The 17853-nt window shown below is 59.0% G+C and carries 11 protein-coding genes; 9 read left to right on the top strand and 2 right to left on the bottom strand.

Going from position 1 to position 17853, the window contains the following annotated elements; genetic code table 11:
* The first annotated feature begins 8 nt into the window (after positions 1–8).
* The 5 genes from VXJ35_RS13600 to VXJ35_RS13620 are packed head-to-tail and all read left to right on the top strand — an operon-like array spanning position 9 to position 10463.
* On the top strand, positions 9–2078 hold the full coding sequence (locus VXJ35_RS13600) for a TonB-dependent siderophore receptor (RefSeq protein ID WP_082880922.1): 2070 nt from the start codon (positions 9–11) through the stop codon (positions 2076–2078).
* A gap of 54 nt (positions 2079–2132) precedes the next feature.
* A complete protein-coding gene (locus VXJ35_RS13605) occupies positions 2133–2708 on the top strand; it encodes a YfiR family protein (protein WP_231914750.1) in 576 nt (191 codons plus the stop codon).
* Between the two features lie 19 nt (positions 2709–2727).
* The gene (locus VXJ35_RS13610) at positions 2728–5481 is read left to right on the top strand and encodes a hybrid sensor histidine kinase/response regulator (RefSeq protein ID WP_064021970.1); all 2754 of its coding nucleotides are present in this window, start codon (positions 2728–2730) and stop codon (positions 5479–5481) included.
* Positions 5482–7629 (top strand): bifunctional diguanylate cyclase/phosphodiesterase, encoded by a 2148-nt coding sequence (locus tag VXJ35_RS13615; RefSeq protein ID WP_064021971.1) that lies wholly within the window; start codon positions 5482–5484, stop codon positions 7627–7629.
* A complete protein-coding gene (locus VXJ35_RS13620; protein WP_064021972.1) occupies positions 7626–10463 on the top strand; it encodes an EAL domain-containing protein in 2838 nt (945 codons plus the stop codon). Before VXJ35_RS13615 ends, VXJ35_RS13620 begins: the two co-directional genes overlap by 4 nt.
* A gap of 6 nt (positions 10464–10469) precedes the next feature.
* Here VXJ35_RS13620 and VXJ35_RS13625 read toward each other — a convergent pair whose 3' ends face one another.
* Complete coding sequence (locus VXJ35_RS13625; protein WP_064021973.1) at positions 10470–11303, bottom strand: PHP domain-containing protein; 834 nt, start codon at positions 11301–11303, stop codon at positions 10470–10472.
* Complete coding sequence (locus VXJ35_RS13630) at positions 11300–13129, bottom strand: ABC transporter ATP-binding protein (protein ID WP_064021974.1); 1830 nt, start codon at positions 13127–13129, stop codon at positions 11300–11302. Before VXJ35_RS13630 ends, VXJ35_RS13625 begins: the two co-directional genes overlap by 4 nt.
* Before the next feature lie 69 nt (positions 13130–13198).
* Between VXJ35_RS13630 and VXJ35_RS13635 the strand changes: the two genes are divergently transcribed.
* From VXJ35_RS13635 to ttcA, 4 genes are all read left to right on the top strand, one after another.
* On the top strand, positions 13199–15115 hold the full coding sequence (locus VXJ35_RS13635) for a transglycosylase SLT domain-containing protein (protein ID WP_064021975.1): 1917 nt from the start codon (positions 13199–13201) through the stop codon (positions 15113–15115).
* A 76-nt stretch (positions 15116–15191) separates the two neighbouring features.
* On the top strand, positions 15192–15707 hold the full coding sequence (gene fabA, locus VXJ35_RS13640) for a 3-hydroxyacyl-[acyl-carrier-protein] dehydratase FabA (RefSeq protein WP_064021976.1): 516 nt from the start codon (positions 15192–15194) through the stop codon (positions 15705–15707).
* A 10-nt stretch (positions 15708–15717) separates the two neighbouring features.
* A complete protein-coding gene (gene fabB / locus VXJ35_RS13645; RefSeq protein WP_064021977.1) occupies positions 15718–16938 on the top strand; it encodes a beta-ketoacyl-ACP synthase I in 1221 nt (406 codons plus the stop codon).
* A gap of 46 nt (positions 16939–16984) precedes the next feature.
* Entirely contained in the window at positions 16985–17842 is an 858-nt protein-coding gene (gene ttcA / locus VXJ35_RS13650; protein ID WP_054758963.1) for a tRNA 2-thiocytidine(32) synthetase TtcA, read from the top strand.
* The last annotated feature ends 11 nt before the right edge of the window (positions 17843–17853 follow it).

Consider the following 17853-nt stretch of genomic DNA (forward strand, 5'->3'; position numbering starts at 1 on the left):
ATCCGCCGATGGTAACCAAAGCATATCGACCTTTGATACCGGCAACGTTGGCCCTGGCACTGGCCGGGTTGGCCGGCGCTCGGCTGGCACACGCCGCCAACCAGGTACCGGAAGACGAAAACCTGCCGGATTTGACTGCGCTCAGCGTCGAGCAACTGATGAACCTGGACGTGACCTCGGTCATGAAGACTTCGACCGACGTCAGCCATGTCCCGGCGGCGATTTACGTGTTGAGCAACGAAGAAATCCGCCGCAGCGGAGCGACCACGATTCCGGAAGCGTTGCGGGTGGTGCCGGGCCTGAACGTGGCCAAAGTCGACGGCAACAAGTGGGCAGTTTCGGTGCGCGGTTTCAACACTCAATTTGCCAACAAACTGTTGGTGCTGGTGGACGGCCGCAGCGTCTACAACCCGCTGTTTTCCGGCGTGTGGTGGGACCAGCAGGACGTGCTGATGGAAGACATCGACCGCATCGAAGTCATCCGCGGCCCGGGCGCCAGCCTGTGGGGCGCCAACGCGGTCAACGGCGTGATCAACATCGTCACCAAAAACGCAAAGGACAGCCAGGGCACGTTATTGAGCGGCCAGGTCGGCACCCAGCGCCACGGCGGCGGCGTGCGTTACGGCGCCGATTTGGGCGACGACGCTTACCTGAAGGTCTACGCCCGCCACTCGGATTACGGCGATTCCAGAACCCGGGATTCGGCCAACCCGGCCGGCGACGAAGGCGACATGAGCAAAGCCGGGTTTCGTTACGACAAGGCCTTCGATATCGCCAACAAACTCAGCATCCAGGGCGATGCCTTCATCGGCGACAGCAACGGCGCACCGGTCGATTTCCCTAACCTGGCGGCCAATTTGACTCCGGTCGCGGCCCCGCCCTACTCCCAGGCGCTGCCGGCCGACCAGCAGTTTTCCGGCCATTCTCTGCAAGGCCGCTGGGAACACCACCAAGGCACCGACTCGACCACGGTAGTTAGGATGTACTGGGACCGGCACAGCCGCAAATCGCCGTTCTTGAACTCGCGTTACCAGATCGACAGTTTCGATCTCGACTTTCAGCACAACTACCAACTCGACGAGCGCCACCTGCTGCTGTGGGGAACCGGTTTGCGTTTCAATATCAACCAGTTCGAGAACAGCCCGCAAATTTCGATGAGTGCGCCGCAGCGTACCGACCGCATCTACAGCTTCTTCGCCCAAGACGAAATCAGCCTGGTACCCGAGCGTTGGCGTTTGACCTTGGGCGGCAAAGTGGAACACAACCCGGTCACCGAATTCGAAGTCCAGCCCAACGCTCGCCTGCTGTGGACGCCTAACGAACACCACTCGTTCTGGGCCTCGGTATCGCGTTCGGTCAGAACCCCGAACTGGGTGGAACAAAATATCTCGTACAGCCTGAGCGTTCAGCCGCCGAATCCCGGCTTGCCGATACCGCAAATCACCGGTCTGGTCGGCAATCCGAATATGGCGGCGGAAAAAATGCTCGGTTTCGAACTGGGCTGGCGCGGCCAATTATTGCCGCAACTCAGCGCCGATATCGCGCTGTACCATTACAACTACGACGATTTGTCCAGCAATAGCATTTCGGTATTGCCGCCTGCCAGCTACTTGTTGATTAAATCGACCACCGGCAATTTGGGTATCGGCCAAGTCTACGGCGGCGAATTCAGCCTGGATTGGCAAGTCACCGATACATGGAAGCTAAAAGCCAACTACAGCTACGAGGAAGATAGAATCCGGCCGGGCAACGCCACGCCGGCCAACGTCTTCGTCAACGACGGCGGCAGCTATCCGGCCCACAAAGCCATGCTCTGGTCGATGTACCAACTGACGCCGCAACTGAAACTGGACATGAATTGGCGTTTCGTCAGTTCCACCGTCACCAATCTGAGCTTCACCCAGGGCTACCACGATCTGGACGCGCGCCTGGCTTGGGACTTGGGTGCGGGCTTGGAATTGGCGCTGGTCGGGCGCAATCTGCTCGACAGTTACCATTTCGAGTACGGTTCCGACCTGTTCTCCACTGCAACTGCCGTGCAACGCGAGGTCTACGGCACCTTGCGCTGGCATTTTTAACGCGGACGGCAAACCTCGATGCATTTGCAAACCCGGCCCAGATTCGTAACCGCCATGCTGCGCACCGTTCAGCGCAGCGGCGAATTGTGCCGAAAAGCCGCAGCAGCGAAGCGCTGGGCCGGCGCCCTGCTGGCGCTGCCTCTGATTTTCGCCCATCCGGCCTGCGCCGCGGAGACGGCGAACGAAGCCGCGGTAAAAGTCGCGTTTCTCTACAACTTCTTCAAATTCATCGAGTGGCCGGAATCGGCCAGCCAGAGCAAATTCAACCTGTGCCTGGTAACCCCGCACGACCTCGGCGACAATCTGCTGGCGCTGGAGGGCAAAACCGTCAACGGCAAACCCTTGGCGGTACTGCAGGACGTACCGGCCAAAGATTTGAAAACCTGCCATCTGGTATTCATCGGCAAATCCACAGCCAACGCCGGCGACATTCCGCGCGACCTGAAAGGCGCGCCGGTGGTCACGGTCAGCGACAAGCCGGGCTTTTTGCAACAGAACGGCACGATCGGCTTGGTGCAGGACGGCAACCGGCTGAATTTCGAAGTCAATTTGGACAATGCCAACGCCGCCAACGTCCGCATCAGCGCGCAATTGCTGAAACTGGCCCGCAACCTGAACCTTAACAAATAACGTCCGCACCGAACCAGCCATGATCCGGGACAAATTAGTCGACATGCCGATGACCTACAAACTGCAGCGCCTGCAAGCCGTCACGCTGGCGCTGGCTTTGGCGTTGACTTTGGCTATCGTCAGCGTCACCCAGGTCTGGCAGGAAAAAAACGAACTGCTCAACGACATCCGCTCGCTGGGCAAGATGATAGGCTTCAGCGCCGGCGCCGCATTGTTGTTCGGCGACGCCAAAACCGGTTCCGACATACTGGCTACCTTGCGCGGCAAACCGGAAATTCAGTCCGCGCAGCTATATGGCCGGGACGGCGGGATTTTCGCCCATTATCCGGCCCAGGCGGCACGGGACAGTTTCCCGCCCACCTTAATCAAGGCCCAGGAAGAATTACTCGGGCAAAAAATGCGGCTGTTGAACCTGATCACGTTGAACCCGCTGCCGGACGATAACGGCGAAGTGATCGGCTATTTGCGGGTATTGATCGATTTGCGCCCACTGTGGCGGGCGGTCGCCATCAACCTCGGCCAGATTCTGCTGGCGATGCTGGCCGCCTTCATGTTTGCGATCTGGTTCGGCCGCCGCCTGGCCGCTTCGATCGCCGCGCCCTTGACCCGGTTGTCGCAACTGGCCAGACAGGTATCGGTCGACAACAATTACATGGTGCGAGCCAAGGGCGAAAGCAGCGACGAAATCGGCCAGCTGGTGAGGAGTTTCAACCAGATGATCGAACGCATCCAACAACGCGATGCCGAGCTGGAAAACCAGCGCGGCTGCTTGGAGCGCGAAGTGGATCTGCGCACCGCCGACTTGCGTCAGGCGGTATTGGACGCACAGGCCGCCAGCATCGCCAAATCCCAATTTCTGGCGACGATGAGCCACGAAATCCGCACGCCGATGAACGGCGTGCTAGGCATGACCGAATTACTGCTCGGCTCGGAATTGAATCCAACCCAGCGCCAATATGCCGAGACCGTATTCAGCTCGGCCGATTCGCTGCTGACCATCATCAACGACATCCTGGATTTCTCCAAAATCGAAGCCGGCAAACTGGAGCTGGAGGAAACCGATTTCAGCCTGAGCAATTTGATCGACCAGCTTGGTACGCTGTTCTTCGAGCGTGCCAGCAGCAAGAACATTCGCCTGATTTGCGAAATCGATCCGGCCACGCCGAAAGAGGTCCGCGGCGACCCCTACCGCTTACGCCAGATCCTGACCAATCTGTTGTCCAACGCGGTCAAATTCACCGAGGCCGGCGAAGTCAAGCTTCAGGTCCGTAACTACGAACCGGAACAATGTGCAACGGCCGCCGGCCTGTGCCTGGAATTCAAGATCAGCGATACCGGCATCGGCATGAACCGCGACGCCTTGGCCCGGCTGTTTCAGGCCTTCAGCCAGGCCGACGGCTCGACCACGCGAAAATACGGCGGCACCGGTCTGGGCTTGGTCATCAGCAAGGAACTGTGCGAATTGGTGGGCGGCAAAATTCAGGTCGAAAGCCAACCGCAGGTCGGTTCGGTGTTCAGCGTCTACTTGCCGCTACGCCCCGCCCTGGCGCCGCTGCCAGCCAAGGCCGCTGCGCAGGCCAATTTAGCCGGCAAATACGTATTGGTGGTGGAAGACAACGCCACCAACGCCAAAATCCTGGAAAATCACCTGGCGGAATTCGGCATGCATTTCCGCGTGGCCAAAAACGGCAGCCACGCGCTGGAGATCTTGGACCAGAGCGCGCGTTCCGGCCAATTTTTCGATATCGCGCTGCTGGATATGCGCATGCTCGGCATCAACGGCACCGAATTGGCCCGGCGCATACGCAGCGATAACCGTTTTACCCGGTTGCGGCTGGTGATTATTTCCTCCAGCGCGGACCAAGCGGAAATGGCCGAGATCCGCAGTTGCGGCTGCGACGTGCATCTGCAAAAGCCGGTTTACCGGCGTACCTTGCAAGACACCCTTTTACGCTTGCTGCCGCCCGGCGCCGAGGCCACGGCGGAAACCAAACCGGTTGCACCGCCGCCCGGACTGCGCATCCTGTTGGCGGAAGACAATCCGGTCAACCAGAAAATCTGTAGCGCGATGCTTCGCCAATTGGGCTATACCTTGACCTACGCCGGCAACGGCCAGGAAGTATTGGATCTGTTCCAGACCGAACCGGCCGACCTGATCCTGATGGACTGCATGATGCCGGTCATGGACGGTTACACCGCCACCCAACGCATCCGCGCGCTGGAGCAGGCCGGCGGCGGTAAACGGACGCCGATCATCGCCTTGACCGCCAACGCGATGGAAGGCGACCGGGAAAAATGCCTGCGCGCCGGCATGGACGATTATCTGAGCAAGCCTTTTTTGCAAAAAACCCTGCACGACAAAATCCGAGCGCTGATCGGCGATTCGCAGCCCGGCCCTGCCCCGGCGCCGGCCCTGGCGCAGGCCGAAACCGGCCGGACGGCATTCGATTCGGCCGAATTGCGTTCGCTGCGCCAGATCGGCGGCGACGAATTGGTAAGCGAAGTGTTACGCCTGTTCCGGGAAAACGCCGCGCAGCAGATCCGCGCGATTGAAATCGCGATCGAGAACCGGCAAAGCGCCGAGGTACGCCAGGCCGCGCATAGCCTGAAATCGACCGCGGCCAATATCGGCGCCGCGCCATTGGCGGAACTGGCCCGCAACCTCGAACATGCGGCCCGCGACAACACGCTGGCGTTCGATAGTCGTATTGCCGAATCCTTGCAAACCGCCTATAAAGCAATCCTGCAACAACTTCCCGCCGCGACTTCGTAAATGCAACAGCCACCCGCCCCCCATCTGATTCTGGCAATCGACGATGACGACATGGTGCGTTTGATGTTGCGGGAAATTCTGCAGCGCGAAGGGTTCGACGTGGTTTGCGCCGCCGACGGCCGCCAGGGCCTGGAGCTGTGCGCCAGCCGCAAACCCGATCTGGTGTTGCTGGACGTAATGCTGCCCGACTCGAACGGCTTCGACTGCCTGCAAACCATCCGCCGAATGCCGGGCAACTCGATCTTGCCGATCGTAATGCTGACCGGGGTGGACGACCTGGATTCGGTCAACCGCGCGTTCGAATTGGGCGCCACCGACTTTATCGCCAAGCCGATCAGTTGGCCGACCTTGCCCCACCGCTTGCGTTACCTGCTGCGCTCGGTCGCCACGTTGTCGGCATTGGCCCAAAGCGAAGCCGAATTGCGCAAAGCGCAAAAAATCGCCCAGCTCGGCAGTTGGGACTGGCACGTTGCCAGCGACTCGGCTCAATGTTCCGAGGAAATCTTCAACATTCTCGACATCGATCCGTTGCAGCGGGAGTTGAAACTGCAGGATTTGTTGAACCGGGTGGAAGCTTCGGAGGCGGCAAAACTGCAGCAAGCCATCGACTTGTGCCTGAAAAACAAGTTGAGCTTCCGTATCGAATTACCGGTATCGCACCGGGACGGCGGCGACCGGGTGATTCACATTCAAGGCGAGCCTATCGTCGAGAACGATACGGTCGAACGCATCCGCGGCGCGATTCAGGACATTACCGAACGCCGCAACATCGAAGAACGGGTACGGTTCTTGTCCTATTACGACCCGCTGACCGGATTGCCCAACCGCACGCTGTTCAAGGAGATTCTGGGCCAGGCCATGGCCTATTGCGACCGCTACGGCTCGGCGTTGTCGACGCTGTTCATCAGTATCGCCCGCTTCAAACGCATCAACGAAACGCTGGGGCCGAAAATCGGCGACCACGTGCTGAAAATGTTCGCCGACCGGCTGGTCGCCGAAGTCAGGGAATGCGATTTCGTATCGGCCACGTCGGAGTTCGATCTGGCGAACATGACCGTATCCCGGCTGGGCGGCAGTACCTTTACCGTGTTGCTGAACCGGGTTCAAGACACCCGCGACAGCGTCAAAGTCGCCAAGCGCATCTTTCAGATCATGCAGCAATCGTTTCCGGTCGAAACCACGGAACTGTTCCTGGGCATCAATATCGGCATCGCGGTCTACCCCGGCGACGGCATGGACGAAGACAGTTTCATCAAGAACGGTGAATTCGCAATGAACCACGCCGGCGAATACGGCCACAACAACTACCAGTTCTTCAGCAAATCGCTGAACGTGGCCGCCTTCCACAAACTGGCGATGGAAAACAGCCTGCGCCGGGCCATCGAACGCGACGAACTGGAGCTGTATTACCAGGCCAAGATCGACATTCGCCGCCACCGGGTGGTCGGCTGCGAAGCTCTGATCCGCTGGCGCCACCCGGAATTGGGTTTGATCGGCCCGTCGCAATTTATCCCGATTGCCGAAGATTCCGGGCTGATCGCGCAGATCAGCAATTGGGTATTGGAAAACGCCTGCCGCCAAGTGCTGGACTGGCGCCGGCAAGGCGACGGTCCGGAGCTGGTGATGGCGGTCAACGTTTCGGCCAACCAGTTCCGCCAACCCGGTTTCGGCGGCCACGTCCGCGAAGTGCTGGCGCAAATCGGGCTGGAGCCGCGCTATTTGAAACTGGAACTCACCGAGACCATCTTGCTGCACAACGTCGAGGATGCCTTGGTCACATTGCGCGAACTGCAGGCGTTAGGCGTCAGGATCAGCATCGACGATTTCGGCACCGGTTACTCTTCGTTGTCTTATTTGAAAAAACTGCCGATATCGGAACTGAAGGTAGACCACAGCTTCGTCCGCGACTTACCGCACAACGAAGACGACATGGCGATTACCACGGCAATTTTGGCCCTGGCCGAGGCGCTGTCCTTGGAAGTGGTGGCCGAAGGCGTCGAAAACCAGGACCAGGCCAACTTTCTGCTGGATAACGGCTGCACGGTGGTGCAGGGCTTTCTTTACCAGCGGCCGATGCCGGCCACCGAATTCGCCGAGTTTGCCAGAGTGTTCGATAGCCGGTCGGCCGCCGACCCTATCCCGCGATGACAGCCCAACCGAAAATTCTGATCGTCGACGACGACGCCATGGTCCGGATGCTGGTGGGCCAGGTATTGCGCGCCCACCAGTACCGAACCCTGGAAGCCGAAAATGGCCGCGAGGGTTTGCGTTTGTTTTGCCAGGAACAACCCGACCTGGTGTTACTGGACGTGATGATGCCGGAACTGGACGGTTTCGCCTGCCTGCAGCAGATGCGCGCCTTGCCCGACGCCACGCCCATCGTCATGATGACGGCAATCGAAGATACCGGCGCGGTGGAACAGGCCTTTCGCCTCGGCGCTACCGATTTCATCGGCAAACCGGTGCAATGGCCGCTGCTGCCGCACCGGATCGAATACGTATTGCGCGCCCACCGCACCACGCAAAATCTGATCGAACAGCAAAACCTGCTGCAGCGCAGCGAACAGCGCTACCGCGAATTGGTCGAGAGTTTGAGTTCGGATTATTTTCTGTTCTCGTTGGACCGGCAAGGCGCGTTCAGTTATCTCGGGCCGTCGGTGGAACAGATTCTCGGCTATCCGGCCGAGCAGTTGCTGGGCGATTGTTTTGCGCTGGCTACCGATAACCCGATCAACCGGACCGCGCGCAGCCATACCCAGGCCAGTTTAGCCGGCCGCAAACCGCCCAATTACGAAATGGAATTACGCTGCCGGGACGGCGGCAACCGCCTGTTAAGCCTGAATGCGACGCCGATTTTCGACGAGCGGGGCCAGGTCATCGCCGTCAACGGCCTGGCCCACGATATCAGCGAAGTGCGCCGCACCCAACAAGCGCTGAGCGACAGCGAGGAGCGCCTGCGCTTGTCGATGCAGGCGGCCAAACTCGGCTTTTTCGACATCGACCCGCAGACCGGCAAAACCATCGTCAACCGCGAGTACTCTGCGATGCTCGGCTACGAAGCCGCCGAATTTTCGGCCGACATCGACGCCTGGGCCGAACGGCTGCACCCCGACGACCGCCAAGCGGCGCTGGAACGCTACCGGGCCTACATCGCCGGCGAAATCGGCGAATACCGGCTCGAATACCGCTTACGCTGCGCCGACGGCGGCTGGAAGTGGATATTGTCGATCGGCAGCATCGTCGAACGCGATGCCGCCGGCCGTCCGCTGCGCATACTCGGTACCCATACCGACATCACAGAGAGCAAAACCGCCGCCGAGCGTTTGAAATTGCTGGCAAAGGTATTCGAAAACAGCGGCGAAGCGATCTTTCTCTGCGCGCCGGACCTGAGCATCGTCTCCAGCAACCAGGCCTACACCAATATCACCGGCTTCCGCGCCGAAGAAGTCCTCGGCAAAAAACCGGCAATGCTGGATTCCGAGCACAACGACAGCGGCCACTTCCGCCGCATCCGCCAAGCCTTGAAGGAAAACGGTTACTGGCAGGGCGAAATCTGGGACACCCGTAAAAACGGCGAACCCTATCCGGCCTGGCTGGGAATTTCGATGATCGGCGGTCCGCACGGTGCGGTCAGCCATTACATCGGCATTTTTTCGGACATCACCGAGCGCAAGGCGGCCGAAGCCCAGATCGAATATCTGGCCCGCCACGACCCGCTGACCAACCTGCCGAACCGGACCTTGCTGCGCGACCGTTTCGACCAGGCCATGGCCCATGCCTTGCGCAACAGCAGCCTGGTCGGCTTGTTGTTTCTGGATCTGGACCATTTTAAAAACATCAACGATACGATGGGCCACGACGTCGGCGACCGCCTGCTGCAGGGCATCGCCGAACGGCTGTGCCAATGCGTCCGCGAAGTCGATACGGTTTGCCGGCAAGGCGGCGACGAATTCATCATCATTCTGACCGACATCCCCGACATCGACACCATCGCCCAAATCGCGCTGAAAATTCTCGACCAACTGAACCAGCCGTTCCTGATCGAAGGCGTCACCGTATGTACCTCGTTCAGTATCGGCATCAGCCTCTACCCCAACGACGGCTTGAATTTCCACGGTTTGTTGAACAAAGCCGATACCGCGATGTATGCGGCCAAAAACGAAGGCCGCAATACCTTCCGCTTCTTCTCTCATGACATGAACCTGGCCTCGATCGAACGCATGAACATCGAGAACGGCCTGCGCGCGGCGTTGAAGCAAAACGAATTCCGCCTGCACTACCAACCGCAGTATTCGATTCGCGACAACCGGATCATCGGCGCCGAAGCCTTATTGCGCTGGCAACCGAAAAACGGGACGATGATTCCGCCGGCCAAATTCATCCCGATTGCCGAGGATAACGGCCTGATCGTGCCGATCGGCGACTGGGTATTGCGCGAGGCCTGCCGGCAAAACCGGGTCTGGCACGACGCCGGCTACAAATTGTTGGTGACGGTCAATATTTCGGCGTTGCAGTTCAAACGCGGCAATCTGCTGGAATCGGTGAAATCGGCCTTGTCCGAATCCGGACTGGCGGCGGAATACCTGGAATTGGAACTGACCGAATCGGTGCTGATGTTCGACACGGCCACCGTGATCCAGCAAATCGCCGCGCTGAAAGCGCTGGGCGTCAGCTTTGCGATCGACGATTTCGGCACCGGCTACTCCTCGCTCGGCTATCTGAAGCGTTTCGCCGTCAACAAACTGAAGATCGACCAATCCTTCATCCAGGATTTGAGTTCGGGCAAGGCCGAAGACGCTGCCATCGTCCAGGCCATCGTGCAATTGGGCGACACCTTGGGCCTGCTGACGCTGGCCGAAGGTGTAGAAACCCAGGAACAGGCCGAACGCCTGCACCAGCTCGGCTGCCACAAAGCCCAAGGCTTTTATTGGAACCAACCGTTGCCGCCGGACGAATTCGGCGCTTTGTTCGACGCGGACTGAACCGGGTCAGAACAGCTTCCAGACCGGTTCGGCGCCGGCCGGCAGCACCGCCAACCGGCCCAATTCCACATACGGGTTGCCCGGCGCGTGAAAATCCGAGCCCTGCGAAGCATACAAGCCGTGTTTTAGCGCTAAACCGTAACTTAAGCGGATATCGTCGATGCTGGCGCGGCCGGTGACGACTTCTATCCCCTGCCCGCCCGCCGCCGCGAACTGGGCCAATGCCCTGTTCAACCATTTCGTACTCAGCTTGTAGCGCAATGGGTGCGCCAGCACCGCAACGCCGCCGGCCTGGCGGATCCAGTCCACGCATTCGGCCAACGCCGTCCAGGCGGTCGGCACGTAGCCGGGTTTACCTTTGCTCAAGTAACGGTCGAACGCGTCCTGCTGGGTCTCGACGTAGCCGTGTTTGACCAGAAAATCGGCAAAATGCAGCCTAGTGATTTCGCCGTTGCCGGCTGCGGCGCGCAAGTCTGGGTAGGCATCCGGAATGCCTTTCTTGACCAACTTTTGCGCGATTTTTTGCGCACGCTCCTCGCGCGTGACCTGCTGCCGGGCGATGCCTTCCAGCAGGCGGCTATTGGCCGGATCGATGTTCAGACCGACGATATGCAGACAATGGCTGTCGAAGCCGGCGGACAATTCGATGCCCGGCACCAAACGGATGCCGCACTCCTGCGCCGCCTGGCGGGCTTCGGCCAAACCGGCCACGGTGTCGTGGTCGGTCAATGCTAGGACGCCGACGCCTTGCAGTTTGGCACGGTTGACCAGTTCGACCGGCGGTAAGGCGCCGTCCGACGCCGTCGAATGGCAATGCAAATCGTAGATTAAGTCGCTCATTGGTAATCGCCGTAGAGTTTGGCGTACAAACCGTTTTGCTGAATCAGCGCCTCGTGTTTGCCTTGCTCGCAGATTCGGCCCTGTTCGAACACGTAGACATGGTCGGCCTGTTTCACCGCGCTCAAACGGTGGGCGATGATGATCGTGGTGCGCCCCGCCAGGAAGCCGTTCAGGGCTTGATGCAATTTATATTCGGTTTCGGTGTCCAGCGCCGAGGTGGCTTCGTCCAGAATTACCACCGCGGGCTGGCTGACGATCATCCGCGCAATTGCCATGCGCTGGCGTTGGCCGCCGGACAGGCGCATGCCCTGGCGGCCGACCACGGTATCCAAGCCGTCCGCCAAGTCCGCCACGACGTTTTTCAACTGGGCGATTTCCAGCGCCTGCCACAAGGCCGCATCGGCAATATCGCGGCCCAGGGTCAAATTGGCGCGGATGGTATCGTTCAGCAGCGCCGGATGTTGAAGAACCGTTGCCACGTGCTCGCGCACCACGTCCAATCCGATCCGGTCCAACGGCACGCCGTCGAAATAAATCATACCGGTGCCGGGCGGATAGAGTCCGATCAGCGTTTGCGCCAAGGTCGATTTGCCGCCGCCGCTGGCGCCGACCAACGCAATTTTTTCGCCGGCCGGAATCGACAGGTTGATACCGTTAAGCACCGGCTCGTCCTTATAGCTGAAATGCAAATCCTCGACGCTGACCGAAACGGTTTTCTTACCCAAAAACGGATTGGCCAGATGCGGGTAATAAGGTTCGCGTTTCAGCCGGGCCAATTGATTGACCCGCGTCAACGCTGCTTTCGCGGCATAGAACGACTGCTGGATACTCAGGATCTCTTGGACCGGCGCCATCATGAACCACAAATAGCCGAACACCGCCAGCATTTCGCCGATGCTGAGATTGGAATACAGCACCATCAGCATCGCAGTCGCCCGAAAGATATCGAAGCCGAACAAGAAGGTCAGGAAACTGAGCCGCACCGTCGCATCGCTTTTCCAGGCATAGACCGTGGAATGGTTTTTCACGGCCAGCGCGCTGTTGACCAATTGCCGGCAGTAATGCTCCTCGCGGTTGCTGGCGCGAATCTGGTGTATCGCTTCCAGCGTCTCGCTCAACGCCTGCTGGAAGGCGGCATAGGCCTTATTCTCGTTGGCCTTCAACTCCTTGACCCGCGAGCCGACCGCCTTGGCCAGATAAATCACCAACGGGTTCAGGAAAATGATGAACAAACCCAGTTGCCAGTGCATCCACAGCAAGATCAATGCAGTGCCGAATACCGTCAATACCGCGACCAGCAATTTGCTGATCGTGGTACCGATGAAGTTATCCAGGGTATCCAGATCGGTCACCATATGCGAACTGACCGTGCCGCTGCCCAGGCTCTCGTACTCCGACATCGAGATATGTTGCAAATGCTCGACCAGGCTGGCTCTGATCCGAAACACCACATCCTTGGCGATGTTGCAAAATTGCCGGGTCTGGCTGATGTTCAATACCAACGCGAACAGCCGCAGCAATAAACTGGCCAGCAAAATCGCACCGATATACACCATCGGTGTACGCCATTCCGCCGGCAACCAGGGATCGAGCGTCGTCAAAACCATGCCGGGATGGTGCAACAGCACTTCATCGACCAGCAACGGCATCAACAAGGGGACTGGCACGCTGGCCAAGGTGGCCAGAATCGCCATCAGGTGTCCGGCCAGCAATTGCTGCTTGTGTTGGAGGGCGATACCGTAGATATAACGCCAGGAGTATTCGAAGTGGCTTGCAGGTTCGATGATTTTCAAAGTCGGGAAACGGATTCGGTTAGATTTAGCCATTATAATGGTCCGGTGGCCGCGGCAAAACTGATAGCCGGGCTTAATGGTCCGGCTATCGGGGAAGCTGTCATGTCTTTTATCCTACATTTGGTGCTGGCCGCTGCGATCGGCAGCCTGCTGCCGGCGGCGGCAACGGCCGGCGAGGCGGAGCCGGCCGATTCACGCCAACGTTTCGTTCAGGCAGAACAAGCCATCGCCGCCGACCGCGAAGCCGATTACCGCCAACTTGCCGCCACGCTGAAAACTTACCCGCTGTATCCGTATTTGCAATACCAGTGGCTGAAAGGCCGCTTGTCCGCCGACAGCGAGATACGCCAATTCCTGGCCGATCACGCAGCCAGCCGCTACGCTGGGTTGCTTAAACCGAAATGGCTGGCTTATTTGGGGGAACAACAACGTTGGCAGGATTTTCTGCGATATTACCAAGGCAGCGACGACGGCGTATTGCAATGTTATGCCGGCCTGGCCTACTTGGAAACCGGCCAAAGCTCGGAAGCGTTCGGTCTGGCCCGCACGCTTTGGCTAAGCGGCAAGTCGCAGCCGAACACTTGCGACGGCCTGTTCGCCGCCTACCAAGCTTCGCCCTACTTCACCCCCGATTTGATCTGGCAACGTTTCCACGCCGCGTTGAAACGCGGCAATGCCGCGCTGGCCGAATACCTGACCCGCTATCTGGCCGGCAGCGAACTTGAGTTGGCCGGACTCTGGCTAAAACTGCACCGGCAGCCGGAAAGCGTGCAGACCGAAACCGAGTGGCGCCAGCATCCGGCACAGGCCGCGGACTTGTTCGGCCATGCCGTCGAACGCTGGCTGGAACGCGATGCCGTGGCGGCGGCGCAATTTTGGGACCAGGAAAAGCCCTTGCAAACGCTGGCTCCGGCACGCGCCGCCGATATCGAAAAACAATTGGCCATGGCGCTGGCGTTGAAACACGACGCCCAAGCCTACCAACGCCTATCGCGTTTGGCAGCCGACGACGAATCGAGCCGGGAATGGCGTGTGCGGGCGGCGTTGAACATTCAGGACTGGCCGGGGGTAATGGCCGCCATCGACCGATTGAACGGCGAAGAAAAAATCCGCGACAAGTGGCGTTACTGGCAGGCGCGGGCATTGGCGGCAACCGGCCAAGGCACAACCGCCGCCAGCGAATTTGCCGACTTGGCGAAAAACCGCAGTTTTTACGGATTTTTGGCCGCCGCCAAGTCCGGCCAGGCAATAGCGTTGGCGCACCGGCCGTTACTGGTCGCCGAAACGGAACTGCAAGCCTTGAGCGATAGAGCCGATTTCCAGGCGGTAAGCGAACTGCTGGCATTGAAGCGGCCGGCGGAAGCCAGACGCCAATGGCAATTTGCCGTCGCCAGACTGGAGCAAGGTTTATTGCCGGCAGCGGCCAAACTGGCGCAACGCTGGCACGCGCCGGCGCTGGCGATCGCTACCGTCGCCAAAGCCAACCACTGGGACGACCTCGAATTGCGCTTCCCTTTGGAATATAGCCGGGAAATCGGCCAAAACGCCGCGGAACGGCAACTGGACCCGGCCATCATCTACGGCTTGGTCCGCCAGGAAAGTGCCTTCGATAGCCAGGCCGACTCGCCCGCCGGCGCGAAAGGTTTGATGCAGGTTATGCCGCAAACCGGCCGCCAAATCGCCGCCGATCTGCGCGACCGCTGGGGCAACGACGACAGCCTGTTTCAACCCGATCTGAACCTGAAATACGGCGCGTTTTACTTCAAGAAACTGTTGGGCCAGTTTAATGGCCACTATGCCCTGGCGGCGGCGGCCTACAATGCCGGCGCCAGCAAGATCAAACGCTGGCTGCCCAGCGGCCGCAGCCAACCGGCCGATATCTGGATCGAAAACATCCCTTACAAGGAGACCCGCGGCTACGTCGCGTCGGTTTTAATGTATAGCTTGATCTACCAGCAACGCCTGCAACGGAACTCGCTTAAAGTCGACGATCTGCTGCGCGACGTAATGCCGGGATAAAAATTGAGCTGATTTTTTAAGCCGATTATTGGATAATGTCGGATGTTTTTGAACCGACGAATCAGGTAATCATTGGATGGAGAAGCAGCACAGTTTCACGCGCGAAGAGTTGTTAATGTCCGGCCGGGGCGAACTTTACGGCCCGGAAAACGCGCAGCTACCGCTTCCCAACATGCTGATGATGGACCGTATCGTCCACATTTCCGACGAAGGCGGTAAATACGGCAAAGGCGAAATCATCGCCGAACTGGATATCCACCCCGACCTGTGGTTTTTTGCCTGCCATTTCCAAGGCGACCCGGTAATGCCGGGCTGTCTGGGTCTGGATGCGATGTGGCAGCTAATCGGTTTCTACTTGTGTTGGCTCGGCGGCCCCGGTAAAGGCCGTGCCCTCGGCTGCGGCGAGGTCAAATTTACCGGCCAAGTATTGCCGACCGCCAAAAAAGTCACTTACAAAATCGACTTGAAACGCGTCATTATGCGCAAGCTGGTGATGGGCATCGCCGATGCGGTCATGGAAGTCGACGGCAAACAAATCTACGAAGCCACCGATTTGCGGGTCGGCTTATTTACTTCCACTCAGGATTTCTAAGGAAACCATCATGAGACGCGCGGTTGTAACAGGTTTGGGGATCGTTTCCAGTATCGGCAATAACCGGGACGAAGTCGTCGCTTCGTTGCGGAGCGGCCGTTCCGGCATCGTCCACGCTCCGGTCTACCAGGAATTGGGCTTCAGAAGCCATGTCCACGGTCCGGTCAACATCGATCTGGACGAGGCGATAGACCGTAAGATCAAACGCTTCATGGGCGACGGCGCCGCCTACAACTACCTGGCGATGGAACAAGCCATCGCCGATTCCGGCCTGGACGAAAACGACATTTCTAATATCCGCACCGGCTTGGTAATGGGTTCCGGTGGACCGTCGACCTCGAATCTGGTCGATTCCGCCGACATCCTGCGCTCTAAAGGCGTCAAAAAAGTCGGGCCGTATATGGTGACCCGCGCCATGTCCAGCACCAACACCGCCTGCCTGGCCACGCCGTTCAAGATCAAAGGCGTCAATTATTCGATCAGTTCGGCGTGCGCAACCAGCGCCCACTGCATCGGCCACGCGCAGGAACTGATTCAGCTCGGCAAACAAGATATAGTGTTTGCCGGCGGCGGCGAGGAGCTGCATTGGACCATGTCGGTGATGTTCGATGCGATGGGTGCATTGTCGTCCAAATATAACGATACCCCTGACACCGCGTCCCGCCCCTACGACGAAACCCGCGATGGCTTCGTGATTTCCGGCGGCGGCGGCGTTTTGGTGATCGAAGAACTCGAGCACGCCAAGGCCCGCGGCGCGAAAATTTACGCCGAATTAGTCGGCTACGGCGCCACTTCCGACGGCTACGACATGGTGCAGCCCTCCGGCGAAGGCGCCGTACGCTGCATGCAAATGGCGCTGGCGACCGTGCACGATCCGATCGACTACATCAACGCCCACGGCACCAGCACGCCGGTCGGCGACACCCGCGAGTTGGAAGCGATGCGCGCGGTATTCGGCAGCGATGCCGTGCCCAGAGTCAGCTCGACCAAATCCCTGACCGGACACGCACTCGGTGCGGCCGGCGTCAACGAAGCGATTTATTCGCTGCTGATGATGGAAGAAAATTTCTTGAGCGCGTCGGCCAACATCAGCCAGCTCGATCCCGGCGCGGCCGGCATCCCTATCATCCGCGAATATCAGGACAACGTGACGTTGAATACGGTGATGTCGAACAGCTTCGGCTTCGGCGGCACCAACGCCACGCTGATTTTCCAACGCTACAACGGTTAACTGCTAAGCGGCCTGCGCTTCCCGCCCGGCCGCCCCTCTTCGCACCATGTCCGATCCCAGCCAAAAATCCCGTACCCAATTCAACAAGCTGCAAAAGCGCCTGAGGCGCAGTGTCGGCGAAGCGATCGCCGATTTCAACATGATAGAGCCGGACGACAAAGTCATGGTCTGCCTGTCCGGCGGCAAGGATTCGTACACGATGCTGGACATTCTGTTGAATTTGCAGAAAACCGCGCCGGTCAATTTCGAAATCATCGCCGTCAATCTGGACCAGAAGCAACCCGGTTTTCCGGAACACGTACTGCCGGAATACCTGACGTCGATCGGCGTGCCGTTCCACATTATCGAACACGACACCTACAGCATCGTCAAACGCATTATTCCGGAAGGCCAGACCACCTGCAGCCTATGCTCGCGCTTGCGGCGCGGCACGCTGTACGGTTTCGCCCGCGAGCACAACATCACCAAAATCGCATTGGGCCACCACCGCGACGACATCATCGAGACCTTCTTCCTGAACCTGTTTTACGCCGGCAAACTAAAAGCGATGCCGCCGAAACTGCTCAGCGACGACAAGCAGAATATCGTGATCCGGCCGCTAGCCTACTGCCGAGAGAAAGACATCAACCGCTTCGCCGCCTTCAAACAGTTTCCGATCATTCCCTGCAACCTGTGCGGATCGCAGGAGAATTTGCAACGCAAGGCGATGAAGCAAATGCTGAACGGCTGGGACAAACAATTCCCCGGCCGGATCGAAACCATCTTCGCCGGCCTACAAAACATCGCGCCGTCGCAAATGCTCGATACCGGTTTGTTCGACTTTGCCGGCTTGCGCCGCGACCCCAACTCAACCCTGGCCCGCGTCGTCTCCGACGAGCCGGGACTGGACATACTCGAACGCTAAACATGGAACGG

This window comes from Methylomonas sp. DH-1 (assembly GCF_046097555.1).
In the GTDB taxonomy this organism is placed as follows: domain Bacteria; phylum Pseudomonadota; class Gammaproteobacteria; order Methylococcales; family Methylomonadaceae; genus Methylomonas; species Methylomonas koyamae.

Excerpts from the sequence above, each read along its gene's own strand:
- VXJ35_RS13630 (WP_064021974.1), bottom strand. The coding sequence starts at position 13,129 with ATGGCTAAATCTAACCGAATCCGTTTCCCGACTTTGAAAATCATCGAA.
- VXJ35_RS13600 (WP_082880922.1), top strand. The coding sequence starts at position 9 with ATGGTAACCAAAGCATATCGACCTTTGATACCGGCAACGTTGGCCCTG.
- fabA (WP_064021976.1), top strand. The coding sequence starts at position 15,192 with ATGGAGAAGCAGCACAGTTTCACGCGCGAAGAGTTGTTAATGTCCGGC.
- ttcA (WP_054758963.1), top strand. The coding sequence starts at position 16,985 with ATGTCCGATCCCAGCCAAAAATCCCGTACCCAATTCAACAAGCTGCAA.
- VXJ35_RS13615 (WP_064021971.1), top strand. The coding sequence starts at position 5,482 with ATGCAACAGCCACCCGCCCCCCATCTGATTCTGGCAATCGACGATGAC.
- VXJ35_RS13625 (WP_064021973.1), bottom strand. The coding sequence starts at position 11,303 with ATGAGCGACTTAATCTACGATTTGCATTGCCATTCGACGGCGTCGGAC.
- VXJ35_RS13605 (WP_231914750.1), top strand. The coding sequence starts at position 2,133 with ATGCTGCGCACCGTTCAGCGCAGCGGCGAATTGTGCCGAAAAGCCGCA.
- VXJ35_RS13620 (WP_064021972.1), top strand. The coding sequence starts at position 7,626 with ATGACAGCCCAACCGAAAATTCTGATCGTCGACGACGACGCCATGGTC.
- VXJ35_RS13635 (WP_064021975.1), top strand. The coding sequence starts at position 13,199 with ATGTCTTTTATCCTACATTTGGTGCTGGCCGCTGCGATCGGCAGCCTG.
- fabB (WP_064021977.1), top strand. The coding sequence starts at position 15,718 with ATGAGACGCGCGGTTGTAACAGGTTTGGGGATCGTTTCCAGTATCGGC.
- VXJ35_RS13610 (WP_064021970.1), top strand. The coding sequence starts at position 2,728 with ATGATCCGGGACAAATTAGTCGACATGCCGATGACCTACAAACTGCAG.